Raw genomic sequence first — 12,414 nt, 5'->3', positions numbered from 1 at the left:
CTCCCTCAATCCGCAGCAGCGGGCTTGGATTTATATCTATCGAACCAGGCCAGGATCGCCGAAGCCTTTGCGGCGGATTGGGACGGGCGTGCGGCGATCCCGCCATGACTGGCGCCGGTGATCTTCACGAGCATCGTCGGCACGCCGCGGAGTTGCAAGGCGCTGTAATATTGCTCCGCCTCGCTGACGGGCGTGCGATAATCCTCGCTGCCTACGACGACGAGCGTCGGCGTCTTCACATTGCCGACGAGCGAGAGCGGCGATCGGTTCCAATAGGCCATGGGATCCTCCCACGGCATCTTGCCAAACCAATATTTGGCGAAGAAGGGCGTGTTGTCCGCGGTCAGCGTGAAGCTGGTCCAGTCGATCACCGGCTTTTGTGTGGCCGCGGCCTTGAACCGGTCATTCTTGCCGACGATCCAGGCGGTCAACACGCCGCCGCCCGATCCGCCGGTGACGAACAGATTGTCCGGATCGGCCACGCCCGAGGCGATGGCGGAATCCACTGCGGCCATCAGATCACCATAATCGTCGCCTGGATATTTATGATGGATCTGATTGGCGAAATCCGCGCCATAAGAGGTGGAGCCGCGTGGATTGGTATAAAGCACGGCGTAGCCCGATGCGGCATAAAGCTGCGCATCAGTCGAGAAACTGGGGCCATAAGCGGTGTGCGGGCCGCCATGGATCTCCAGGATCAGCGGTACGCGCTTGCCCTTGGCATAGTTTGGCGGGGTGACAAGCCAGGCGGGAATAGTGCGGCCATCGGGCGCGGTGACGCTGAGCGTGCGGACGGCACCGAGCGCCTTGCCGCTCAAGGCTTCGTCATTGAGGCGGGTAAGCTGGCGCTGCTTGCCGCCGCTCCAGACCGAGATATCGGCCGGGCGCGCGGTCGTGCCGGTGGTGATGGCCAGCGTGCCATTTTTCGAGACGCTAAAATCGCCGCCGCTATAGGGGCGATCAAGACCGCTGCCCGAGAGGCCGGTGGCGAGCGTCGTCATCCGGCCGTCGAGCGTCACGCGCGCGACGCGGTTCATGCCTTCATCGTCATAGAGCGCGTAAAGCGATTTGCCGTCGGCGGCCCATTCCACCTTGTCGACGCTGCGATCAAGGCTCTTGGTGAGCGAGCGGATGTTCGATCCATCGCGGTTCATCACGTAAAGCTGCGCATTTTCATAGCCGCGCAATTGATCGTCGAAACCCAGATAGGCGATGGTGCGGCCATCCGGCGAGATGACGGGCGCGGCATCGGGGCCGTTGCGCGATGTGAGCGCCGCAATCGCACCGGTGCGCACGTCGAGCGTGTAGATTTCGCTATTGACCGGTTCGCGCTCCCAATTGGTCGTGCGGACCGCGCTGAACAGTATGCTGTTGCCGTCCGGCGTCCAGGCGAGCGGGCCGCCATCATGGAACGGGCCGTAGCTCAATTGCCGCGGCGCGCCGCCATCGGCCGAGACCATGAAGATGTGATCGAAGCCGGGCTTCACATAACCGCCGCCGTCGGCGCGATAGACCACTTTGTCGATCACCTCGAGCGCGGGTGCCCAATTCGCGCCTTCGGGCTTGGCGGGTGCCTTGCCCAGCTTCGCGCCTTCATCGGGCACATTGAGGACATAAGCGATGCGCGTGCCATCGGGGGACCAGGCGATGCTGCTCGGGCTATCGGGCAGGCCGGTGACCTTGGCGGTCGCGCCGCTCTCCATCCAGCGCACGAACAATTGAGGCGCGCCGCCTTCCGCCGACGATACATAGGCCAGGCGCTTGCCATCCGGAGACCATCGTGGCTGGCTGTGCGCGCCGGGGCCGGCGACGAGCGGGGTCTGTGCGCCCGATTTGGGATCCACCAGCCAGATCGTGGGACGCGCGCGATCGGTCATCACATCGTTCGAGCGGCGGACATAGGCGATGCGGCTGCCATCCGGGCTGATCTGCGGATCGCTGGCGACCTCCAGATTGAACAGATCCTCGCCCTGCAGGATCGGGTTCGGCCCGGCGGCGGGCGCTGCGAGCGCGGGAAGCGGCGATGCGGCCAAGAGCAGTGAACAAGTAAAGGCACGGCGCGGCATCGGCAGTCTCCGGGAATAGTGTGATGATGCGCAGAATGAGGGTTTTCTAGCCAAGCGCAAGGGGGTGAACCGCCGCATTTTCTTCGCAGATGCGGCAAAACACTTGTCAGCGCGGGACGTGTGCGGGATAGTTGCGGGAACACCGGAAACACGCGCGGGGGGAAAACGGCATGTCATGGCGTTCGAATGCACAATCGGCTCTGGCCACCGTCTTATTGGGGCTGAGCGCGTGCGGATCGGGCGGTGCCGGGGATGATGACGCTTCCAACGCGCAGCCCATCGCGCATCCCAAGACAGTGTTCATCGGCTTGCCCAATGGCGCGACCATCTCGGTGGAGCCGGGTTCGGCGGGGGAGCAGATCGCGACCTATCTCGCGTCGACCGATCCAGCGCCGCGCAGCTTCCAGATCGGCGGCGACCAATATGCCGACTGGTCGGTGACGACGCGCCCCGCCATCCGCGCTCTGGTGCCCAGCATGGTGGCACTGCTCAAATCCTATCCGGACGTGAAGCTCAAGATCATCGGGCATACCGATAATGTCGGCGGGGTCGCGGAGAATCTGAAGCTGTCGCAGGACCGTGCCGAGACGGCGAAGCAGGCGCTGGTGGAAGCCGGGATCAGCGCGGGGCGGATCCAGGCCGAGGGCAAGGGCTTGAGCCAGCCGATCGGCGATAACGGAACCGCGGAAGGCCGCGCGAAGAACCGGCGGATCGAGCTGGTGGTGGTGGAGAAATAGGGGCGTCGAAGCTGCGTTGTAAAATTCTCTCGATTGGATATAGTTTTGCCCATGACTGAGCTTTCTCCGATTGTTTCAGAGTTCGAAACCACAGAGCAAGCTGACGCTTATGACCGTTGGTTGCGCGAAAAAGTGGCCGCTTCTCTGGCCGATACCAGTCCGGTGATACCGCATGATGCAGCGATGGCGCGCGTTCGTGCCATCATCGAAAAGAGGCGTGATGCTACGTCTCGTCTGGCGTGATCGGGCTCTTGCGGATTTAGAAGCCGCGATCTCTTATATATCTGACAGAAATATCGCTGCAGCCGAGCGTTTGCAGATGTTGATCGAGCATTGTGCGGAAGGATTGCCAGCACACCCATTTTTATACCGACCGGGCAGGGTGGAAGGCACGCGCGAGGCCGTGGTGCACCCCAATTACATTGTCATCTATCGCGTCACGACCGAGGCAATCGAAATTACCTCGGTCGTACATGCAAGGCGGCAATACCCTTAATTCACTTCGCCTGCTCTGGCTCCGCTTTCGTCTTGCCACCCTTTTTGGGCTTCTTCGGTGCCGCCGCCGTCACCTCGAAGGCGAGCGCATCGTCTTTCAGATGGACGCGCACCTCGCCGCCATGGACGAGCTTGCCGAACAGCAGTTCCTCCGCCAGCGGCTGCTTGATCTTCTCCTGGATGAGGCGGCCCATCGGGCGCGCGCCATAGAGCTTGTCATAGCCGCGATTGGTGAGCCAGGTCTTGGCATCGTCATCCAGCGTGATGTGAACATTGCGGTCGGCGAGCTGGAGCTCGAGCTGGAGCACGAATTTCTCCACGACGCGCGACACCACTTCGGTCGGCAGATAGCCGAACGGGACGATCGCATCGAGACGGTTGCGGAATTCCGGCGTGAACATCCGCTTCACAGCCTCTTCGCTGGCATCCTCGCGGCTGATATTGCCGAAGCCGATGCCCTCGCTCGCCATGTCCGACGCGCCCGCATTGGTGGTCATGATGAGGACCACATTGCGGAAATCGACAGTCTTGCCGTGATGATCGGTCAAGCGACCATTATCCATCACCTGCAGCAGGATGCCGAATAGATCGGGATGCGCCTTTTCGATTTCGTCTAGCAGCAGCACGCAATGCGGCTGCTGATCGATCGCATCGGTGAGCAGCCCGCCCTGATCATAGCCGACATAGCCCGGCGGCGCACCGATCAGGCGCGAGACGCTGTGACGCTCCATATATTCGGACATGTCGAAGCGCTGGAGCGGGATGCCCATGATCGACGCCAATTGGCGCGCAACCTCGGTCTTGCCAACGCCGGTGGGGCCGGAGAAGAGATAATTGCCGATCGGCTTGTCCGGATCGCGCAAGCCTGCACGGCTGAGCTTGATCGCGGAGGAGAGCTTCTCGATCGCATCATTCTGGCCAAAGACCACGCGCTTGAGATCGGTCTCCAGGCTGGCGAGCGTGGCCTTGTCGTCGGTGGATACCGATTTGGGCGGGATGCGCGCCATGGTGGCAACCACGGCCTCGATCTCCTTGGGCGTGATCGTCTTCTTGCGCTTGGAGGGGATCACCAGCATCTGCATTGCGCCGACCTCATCGATCACGTCGATCGCCTTGTCCGGCAATTTGCGATCGTTGATGTAGCGCGAGCTGAGTTCCACCGCCGCCTTGATCGCGTCGGGCGTGTATTTCACATTGTGATGCGCCTCGAACGCCGAACGCAGACCGGTGAGGATCTTGATCGTATCCTCCACAGTGGGCTCGTTGACATCGATCTTCTGGAAGCGCCGCAGCAGTGCGCGGTCCTTCTCGAAGTGATTGCGGAACTCCTTGTAGGTGGTGGAGCCGATGCAGCGGATCGTGCCCCCCGACAATGCGGGCTTGAGCAGATTGGACGCATCCATCGCGCCGCCGCTGGTGGCACCAGCGCCGATCACCGTATGGATCTCATCGATGAACAGGATCGCGTGCGGCAGCTTTTCAAGCTCGTTCACGACCTGCTTCAAGCGCTCCTCGAAATCGCCGCGATAGCGCGTGCCGGCGAGCAAAGCGCCCATGTCGAGCGAATAGATCACCGCAGGCAGCAGCACTTCGGGCACATCGCCCTCGACGATCTTGCGCGCCAGTCCTTCGGCGATCGCGGTCTTGCCCACGCCGGGATCGCCCACATAGAGCGGGTTGTTCTTCGAGCGGCGGCAGAGGATCTGCACGGTGCGATCGACTTCGGGACCGCGGCCGATCAGCGGATCAACCTTGCCGGCCTTGGCCTTTTCATTGAGATCGACGCAGAATTGCTTGAGCGCGCTTTCGCCCTTCTGCTTGTTATTGCCTTCGGGCTTTTGCGTCTTTTCCTCTTCCGCCCCCTTCACTTCGCGGGGTTCCGGGGAGGCGACACCCTTGCCGACGCCGTGGCTGATGAAGCTGACGGCATCGAGACGGCTCATATCCTGCTGCTGGAGGAAATAGACGGCATAGCTTTCGCGCTCGGAAAAGAGCGCGACCAGCACATTGGCACCGGTCACTTCGTCGCGGCCCGAAGACTGGACGTGGAGGATGGCGCGCTGGACGACACGCTGGAAGCCGCTGGTGGGCGAGGGATCGGTATCGGCCTCCACCTTCAACGCCTCGAGTTCGTTATCGAGATAGGTCTTCACCGCATCCTTCAATTCGCCAATGTCCACGCCGCAGGCAGCCATCACCTGGCTGGCATGGTCATCGTCGATCAGCGCGAGCAGCAGATGCTCCAGCGTCGCATATTCATGACGACGGCTGGAGGCGGCCTCGAGCGCCTTGTGCAGTGTTTTTTCCAGTGCGTTGGCAAAGGACGGCATGTTCTTTTACTCCAGAGGGGCGGTGGGGAATGCCCGCCCCGATTGACCCTATGTCGGTAGTCTTGAGCCATTCATCAAGAACGGCTCGACGGCACCGGACTTAAAAGCGTCATTTGCGCCATCCGGTGCGCCCGCCGTCATCGCTTGAACAGCGAGTCGGCGCTGGCGCGGTGGCTGACCGCGGTTGAAATCTTGGCTTTGGCGCGGGCGATCTCGGCGTGCAGCGCATCGATCCGCGCCCGCAATTCCTCGACGGAAAAGGGATCCAGATCCTGCTTCACCAGCAAAGCAAGCGGATCGCCGGGCCGTCCGGGAAAAAGATCGTCCACATCCATGAGGGAAATGTTGACCGAATGGACGCGGCTGTCAATAAACCCGGCGACTGACGCGACAATCGGGGGATGAATGTCTGCGATGCCGAAAATGATGCCAGAGACGATGACGGCGATTGACCCGGAGCAGCCCGGCGGACCGGAGGTTTTGCAGCCCGTATCGCGCGCCGTGCCGCAGCCCGCGGCGGGCGAGGTGCTGATCCGCGTGGCGGCCGCGGGGGTGAATCGCCCCGATGTGCTGCAGCGGCGCGGGCTCTATCCCCCGCCGCCGGGTGCGCCGTCGATCCTGGGCCTTGAAGTGGCGGGCAAGATCGTGGCGCTGGGCGAAGGCGTGAGCGCGGATATGATCAACCAGCCCGTATGTGCGCTGATCGCGGGCGGCGGCTATGCGGAATATGCGGTGGCGCCCGTGGGCCAGTGTCTGCCGGTGCCGCCTGCGCTCAGCATGATCGAGGCTGCGGCGCTGCCCGAAACGCTGTTCACCGTGTGGACCAATCTGTTCGAGCGCGCCTATGCGGTGGAGGGCGACACCGTGCTGGTGCATGGCGGCACCAGCGGCATTGGCACGATGGCGATCACGCTGGGCAAACTCTTCGGCCTGACGATGATCGTGACCTGCGGATCGGATGAAAAATGCGCGCAGGCCAAGGGGTTGGGCGCGGATCATGCGATTAATTACAAGACGGCCGATTTCGTTGATGCGGTCAAGGAGATCACCGGTGGCAAGGGTTGCCAGGCGGTGATCGACATGGTGGGCGGCGATTATGTGCCGCGCAATCTGAAATGCCTGGCCGAGGATGGCCGCCATGTCTCGATCGCGACGCAGGGGGGAGTGTCGGCCGAGATCAATATCGGGCTGGTGATGGTCAAACGGCTGACGCTGACGGGATCGACGCTGCGCGCCCGGCCGGTGGCGTTCAAGACATTGGTGGCCGACGAGATTGCCCGCAGCGTCTGGCCATTGGCGGGCGAGGGCAGATTGAAGCCCGTGATCGACATGACCTTCCCGCTGGCAGAGGCCGCCAAGGCCCATGCGCGGATGGAGGCGGGGGATCACATGGGCAAGATCGTGCTGGTGATCGGGGATTAGCGATGCGCTGGAGGGGGATGATATTGGCGCTCGCGCTGGCGATGCCCGTCACGGCATGGACCGAAACGCGGCGTTCGGCCATGTCCAACACGCCCGAAGTGGTGCTGGTGGCCGAACTGCCCGATGATCCGCGGTTCGAGGCCTATGGCGCGGATGGCCGGTCGGTCGCGCTCGATCTCGGCTGGTCCTATCGCGAATTCAGCGCTTTCTGGATGCCCTTTGCGGCGTGGAAGGAAGCCGGCTTCGTCTTTTACGCGCGGACGCCCGAAGGCGATCTCCATATCGCCCCCGCCACGCGCCGCGAACTGGCCTCGATCAAGGCGCTGACCGGCAGGAATTATGAGACGGAATACCGTTTTCCCTATTGGCGCCATTATTGGGGCTGGATTTCGGTCGCGGTTCTGCTCGGCTACGTCCTCTGGCTCCGCCGCCGGGAAAAGGCACGCCGGGATGCCGACGGGATGATGTGATCGTGAACGGGGAGTTTAATCTTGGATCTCAACGAAAAGCTGATCCTTCATGAGGATTCCGTGTCGGGCAATTGCTACAAGATTCGGCTGACCGCGGCGCTGCTGGGGCGGCGGATGGAATTGATCGCTTATGACATCCTGAAGGGCGAAACGCGGACGCCGGAGTTTCTGGCGACGATCAATCCGCTCGGTCGGATTCCGGTGCTTCAGGTGGGACAGCGTTTTCTGCCTGAAAGCAACGCCGCCTGCTTCTATCTGGCGGATGGATCGCCGCTGATCCCCGCGGAGCGTTTCGCGCGTGCAGACATGCTGCGCTGGATGTTTTTCGAGCAATATCATCACGAGCCCAATGTGGCGACTTTGCGCTTCTGGCTGGAATTCGTCGGCGTGGATTCGCTGAGCGAAATGCAGCGCAACCAGATTCCGGGCAAAAGGATCGCGGGGGAGGCGGCGCTGCAGCAGATGGACGATCATCTGGCGCTGCGAAACTGGTTCGTGGGCGAAAGCGTCACGCTCGCGGACATCAGCCTGTTTGCCTATACGCATGTGGCCGAGGGCGGCGGCTTTGCCCTGTCCGATTATCCGCATGTGCAGGCGTGGATCGCGCGGATGCGGGCGCTGCCGAAATTCGTGGCGATGGCGGGCTGATCCCCGTTCATCCTGCGCACGCGGAGATACAGCTTCTTCTTTCTGAGGCTTCACGGAAAAGCGGGATCCCCGCATTCGCGAGGATGACGGGAGGGATCGGTGGTGTCACCGTTCCGTCATCGCCTGGTGATTCTAACTGTCACACAAAATCGCGATTGATCCTGGGCAAGGCCATTGTCCGGGGGAAAATTGATGGACGCGATCACCCGCTTTGCAAAGGAGGCCGAGATCTTCGGCTTTCATGCTTCCGAACCGCAGATACCAGAGGCGCAATCCCGCCGGCGGCGCTTTCGCACGATCTGGATTTCGGACATTCATCTGGGCACGCGCGGCTGCAATGCCGACATGCTGATCGATTTCCTCGACAGCACCGATAGCGAGACGCTGTATCTGGTGGGCGACATCATCGACGGCTGGCGGCTGCGCAAGCGCTTCTACTGGCCCGCCTCGCACAATGATATCGTGTGGCGCATCCTGAAACGAGCCAAGCGCGGCACGCGGATCATCTACATTCCGGGCAATCATGACGAGATGCTGCGCCCCTATGCCGGGCTGCATTTCGGCGGCGTGGAGATCCAGCGCAACGCGATCCACGAGACGGCGGACGGTCGCCGTCTGCTCGTGATGCACGGCGACGAATTCGACGCGATCATGCTCGCGCACCGCTGGCTCGCCCATGTGGGCGACGCGGCTTATGAGACGCTGATGCGGCTCAATTATGTGGTCAACAAGGTCCGCACCTGGATGAAGCTGCCTTATTGGTCGCTGTCGAAACACGCCAAGCACAAGGTGAAGAATGCCGTGGCCTTCATCTCCCAATTCGAGGAGATCGTGGCGCATGAAGCGGGCCAGCGCGGCGTGGACGGCGTGGTCTGCGGGCATATCCACAATGCCGAGATGCGCGATGTGGCGGGCGTGGAATATTATAATGACGGCGATTGGGTTGAAGGCTGCACCGCCTTGGTCGAGCATTTCGACGGGCGGATGGAAGTGCTCCACTGGGCCGACGAGATCGCCGTGCGCAACGCCGGAGATATCGCGCGGATCGCGGCGTGAATTTTCACCCCGTTCATCCCGAGCGAAGTCGAGGGGCTCCGCCGAGCGAAGCCGAGGTCCCGGTTCTCGGCTGCGCTCGAACTAGTCCCTCGACTTCGTTCGGGATGAACGGTGAGGGGGCGGTTGCCATGCGCATGAGGAGTGTCTCCCCATGAAAATCTGCATCGTCACCGACGCCTGGGCGCCGCAGGTGAATGGTGTGGTGCGCACGCTCCACGCCGTGCGCGCGGAGCTGGAAGGGCAGGGGCATGAGGTGAAGGTGATCTCGCCCGATCTGTTCCTCTCCGTGCCATGCCCCACCTATCCCGAAATCCGGCTGGCGATGGCGCGCACCGCCACGGTCGGCTCGATGATCGCCGATTTCGCGCCCGATGCGATCCATCTGGCGACCGAAGGGCCGCTGTGCATCGCCGCGCGGCGCTGGTGCCTGGTGCGCGCCTTTCCCTTTACCACCGCCTATCACACGCAATTTCCCGATTATGCCGCCAAGCGCACGGGGATGCCGGCCGAATGGTTCTGGCGCTATATCCGCTGGTTTCACGGGCCGGCGCGCGCCGTTCTGGCCTCCACGCCCTCGATCCGCGAGACGCTGCAGGCGCAGGGCATCACCCGGCTGAAACATTGGGGGCGCGGCGTCGATCTGGCCTGTTTCAGCGCGGACGCGCCGCCGCCCGCCGCTTATGCCGGGCTGGCACGGCCGATCCAGCTCTATGTGGGCCGGATCGCGATCGAGAAGAATATCGCGGCGTTTCTGGAGACTGATGAACCCGGCACCAAGGTGATCGTAGGCGATGGCCCGGCGCGCGCCGTTCTGGAGGCGCGCTATCCCGATGCGGTGTTTCTGGGATCGCTTTCGGGACGGGCGCTGGCGGGTGCCTATGCGAGGGCGGATGTATTCGTCTTTCCCAGCCGGACCGATACGTTCGGGCTGGTGATGATCGAGGCGCTGGCGTGCGGCACGCCGGTGGCGGCGTATCCGGTGACCGGCCCGGTGGATATATTGACGCCGGAAACGGGCTGCATGGCGGAGGATCTGGGCGCTGCGATCCGCGGCGCGCTGACGCGGGAACCTGCCGCCTGCGCCGCGCACGGCCGCGCTTTCACCTGGGCCGAGAGCGCGCGGCAGTTCCTCGAGGCGCTGGCCCCGGTGCACGATCGGGCGCTGCTCAGCGCCGCCTGACCAAAGGAACCTTGCCCTGAAGGGCGTTCGGCATTAGATCGGGTCCATCATTCCGGCCGCTCCGCAAGGGGCGGCCCTTATTTTATCCGGAGAATTCCCCGTGGCCCAGCCGCTCATGCCCCATGCGACCGCTTCCTGGCTGGTCGACAACACCGCGCTCAGCTTTGAGCAGATCGCCGACTTTTGCGGCCTGCACATCCTGGAAATCCAGGCGATCGCCGATGATACCGCGGCGACCAAGCTTACCGGGCGCGATCCCGTCCGCGCGCATGAGCTGACGCTGGAAGAGATTGAAAAGGGCCAGGACGACGCGGACTATCGTCTGGTGATGCTGAAAGGCCCCGAGCAGGTGCGCCGCACCAAGGGGCCGCGCTACACGCCGGTCTCCAAGCGGCAGGACAAGCCCGACGGCATCGCCTGGATCATCCGCAACCATCCCGAAATCTCCGATGGGGCGATCGGCAAGCTGATCGGCACCACGCGCACCACGATCCAGGCGATCCGCGAGCGCAGCCATTGGAACATCGCCAACATCGTGCCCAAGGATCCCGTGACTTTGGGCCTTTGCTCGCAGCGCGAACTGGATGCCCTGGTGGTGAAGGCCGCCAAGAAGGCCGGCATCGAAGCCCCGACCGACGTTCGTTTCGACGGTGATCGCGCGGCGCTGATCGAAGAACTGCGCGCCGAACGCACCGCCAATGCGCTGGCCGCCGAAGCCGCGCTGAACGAGGATGAAGCGCCCGCCGCGCCGGTCGAGCATACGCGTGACTCGCTCTTCAAGAGCTGACGAGATAACGCCCCTCCACGCCTTCGTGGAGGGGTTGGGGGTGGCTTCTTTTGCCCTTCAATGAGAAAGAAGCGCCACCCCCGGCCCCTCCAGCAAGGGCTGGAGGGGAGAAGAAGGGCGTTGGATATCTCCAAAAATTCCGACATCACGCCCGATGCCTCGCTGACGCAGGACGATAGTTTCGTCGCGACCAGCCATAAGGGGCTGACCTATCCGCTGGGAGCATTCGCGCCCGCGCCGGGGACTTTGCACCGGCTGGCCGATGGCGTGCGCTGGGCGCGGATCGAGATGCCCGGCGCGCTGGCCCATATCAATTGCTGGGTGCTGGACGACGCCGGCGGGGTCACCATCTGTGATACGGGCCTGAATCTCCCCGAATGCCGCGGCAATTGGGACGCCATTTTCGCCGGCGAACTGGCGGATGTGCCGGTCACCCGCATTATCGGCACGCATCTCCACCCCGATCATATCGGCCTGGCCGGCTGGCTGGCGCACCGCTTCGATGCGCCGGTGTGGATGACCCGCGGTGAATGGCTGACGATCCGGATGCTGTGGGCCGATGCGCGTGACGCCGTACCCGATGACGTGATTGCCTTCCGCCGCGCGGCAGGCTGGAACGGCGCGCAGATCGCGGCGGGCAATGAGGAAGGCTGGAGCCGCATCCGCGATATCATCACGCCTTTGCCCATGGGATATCGGCGGATGCAGGATGGCGACGTGCTGGATCTGGGCGCGCATCGCTGGCGCGTGGTGACCGGATCTGGGCACAGCCCGGAACATGCCTGCCTGATCAACGAGGCAGCGGGCGTGATGATCGCCGGTGATCAGGTGTTGCCGCGGATCAGCTCCAACGTGTCACTCGGCGTCACCGAACCGGAGGCCGATCCTTTGGGCGACTGGCTGGCCTCGATCGAAAAATTGCTGCTATTGCCGGATGATCTGCTGGTGCTGCCCGCGCATGGCCAGCCCTTTCGCGGGCTTCACGCGCGGCTCAAGTCGCTCAGGGACGAACATCATGCCAGCTTGGACAAATTGGCGTCCTTTGCAGTTGAGCCCAAGCGCGCGGTCGATTGCTTCGGGCGGCTGTTCCGCCGTGCGATCGATCAATCTATTCTCGGCATGGCGACCGGCGAGGCGCTGGCGCATCTTCGGCATCTGGAAGTGACAGGCCGGGTGGGCCGCGAAGTCCGCGACGGCGTGTGGTGGTATAAAGCGCATTGACG

At 63.0% G+C, this 12,414-nt stretch carries 13 protein-coding genes; 10 read left to right on the top strand and 3 right to left on the bottom strand.

Annotated elements, in window-relative coordinates:
- Nucleotides 1-5: 5 nt before the first annotated feature.
- Nucleotides 6-2,066, bottom strand: coding sequence for a S9 family peptidase (locus FHS49_RS08975; protein WP_184017614.1), 2,061 nt, complete (start codon nt 2,064-2,066; stop codon nt 6-8).
- 170 nt (nt 2,067-2,236) lie between these two features.
- Here FHS49_RS08975 and FHS49_RS08970 point away from each other — a divergent pair, with 170 nt between their 5' ends.
- From FHS49_RS08970 to FHS49_RS08960, 3 genes are read left to right on the top strand one after another with little or no spacing between them, the layout of a single operon-like run.
- Nucleotides 2,237-2,803: an OmpA family protein gene (locus FHS49_RS08970; RefSeq protein ID WP_184017612.1), complete on the top strand. Its 567-nt coding sequence runs from the start codon at nt 2,237-2,239 to the stop codon at nt 2,801-2,803.
- A 51-nt stretch (nt 2,804-2,854) separates the two neighbouring features.
- On the top strand, nt 2,855-3,046 hold the full coding sequence (gene relB / locus FHS49_RS08965) for a type II toxin-antitoxin system RelB family antitoxin (RefSeq protein ID WP_184017610.1): 192 nt from the start codon (nt 2,855-2,857) through the stop codon (nt 3,044-3,046).
- Nucleotides 3,024-3,299 (top strand): type II toxin-antitoxin system RelE/ParE family toxin, encoded by a 276-nt coding sequence (locus tag FHS49_RS08960; RefSeq protein WP_184017608.1) that lies wholly within the window; start codon nt 3,024-3,026, stop codon nt 3,297-3,299. Before relB ends, FHS49_RS08960 begins: the two co-directional genes overlap by 23 nt.
- A gap of 1 nt (nt 3,300) precedes the next feature.
- On the opposite strand, the gene clpA is transcribed toward FHS49_RS08960, so the two are convergent.
- Both clpA and FHS49_RS08950 read right to left on the bottom strand, forming a co-directional pair.
- On the bottom strand, nt 3,301-5,628 hold the full coding sequence (gene clpA, locus FHS49_RS08955) for an ATP-dependent Clp protease ATP-binding subunit ClpA (protein ID WP_184017606.1): 2,328 nt from the start codon (nt 5,626-5,628) through the stop codon (nt 3,301-3,303).
- A 137-nt stretch (nt 5,629-5,765) separates the two neighbouring features.
- Nucleotides 5,766-5,963 carry a DUF1192 domain-containing protein gene (locus FHS49_RS08950; protein ID WP_184017604.1) on the bottom strand — a complete coding sequence of 66 codons (198 nt, stop codon included), beginning with the start codon at nt 5,961-5,963 and terminating at the stop codon, nt 5,766-5,768.
- 103 nt (nt 5,964-6,066) lie between these two features.
- Between FHS49_RS08950 and FHS49_RS08945 the strand changes: the two genes are divergently transcribed.
- The 7 genes from FHS49_RS08945 to FHS49_RS08915 all read left to right on the top strand — a co-directional run bounded on the left by FHS49_RS08945 (nt 6,067) and on the right by FHS49_RS08915 (nt 12,412).
- Complete coding sequence (locus FHS49_RS08945) at nt 6,067-7,050, top strand: NAD(P)H-quinone oxidoreductase (protein ID WP_184017602.1); 984 nt, start codon at nt 6,067-6,069, stop codon at nt 7,048-7,050.
- Nucleotides 7,051-7,067: 17 nt separating this feature from the next.
- Entirely contained in the window at nt 7,068-7,520 is a 453-nt protein-coding gene (locus FHS49_RS08940) for a hypothetical protein (protein WP_184017600.1), read from the top strand.
- A gap of 21 nt (nt 7,521-7,541) precedes the next feature.
- The gene (locus FHS49_RS08935; RefSeq protein ID WP_246350530.1) at nt 7,542-8,168 is read left to right on the top strand and encodes a glutathione S-transferase family protein; all 627 of its coding nucleotides are present in this window, start codon (nt 7,542-7,544) and stop codon (nt 8,166-8,168) included.
- Between the two features lie 192 nt (nt 8,169-8,360).
- Nucleotides 8,361-9,224, top strand: a complete 864-nt coding sequence (locus tag FHS49_RS08930; RefSeq protein WP_184017598.1) for a UDP-2,3-diacylglucosamine diphosphatase — start codon at nt 8,361-8,363, stop codon at nt 9,222-9,224.
- Nucleotides 9,225-9,375: 151 nt separating this feature from the next.
- Nucleotides 9,376-10,404: a glycosyltransferase family 4 protein gene (locus FHS49_RS08925; protein ID WP_184017596.1), complete on the top strand. Its 1,029-nt coding sequence runs from the start codon at nt 9,376-9,378 to the stop codon at nt 10,402-10,404.
- A 115-nt stretch (nt 10,405-10,519) separates the two neighbouring features.
- Entirely contained in the window at nt 10,520-11,191 is a 672-nt protein-coding gene (locus FHS49_RS08920; RefSeq protein ID WP_184018549.1) for a DUF1013 domain-containing protein, read from the top strand.
- Nucleotides 11,192-11,311: 120 nt separating this feature from the next.
- A complete protein-coding gene (locus FHS49_RS08915) occupies nt 11,312-12,412 on the top strand; it encodes an MBL fold metallo-hydrolase (RefSeq protein ID WP_246350528.1) in 1,101 nt (366 codons plus the stop codon).
- Nucleotides 12,413-12,414 lie beyond the last annotated feature (2 nt).

This window comes from Sphingobium boeckii (assembly GCF_014199215.1).
GTDB classification, from domain to species: Bacteria; Pseudomonadota; Alphaproteobacteria; order Sphingomonadales; family Sphingomonadaceae; genus Sphingobium_A; species Sphingobium_A boeckii.
The sequence above is the reverse complement of the archived record's forward strand: the minus strand, read 5'-3'. Positions and strand labels throughout refer to the sequence as shown.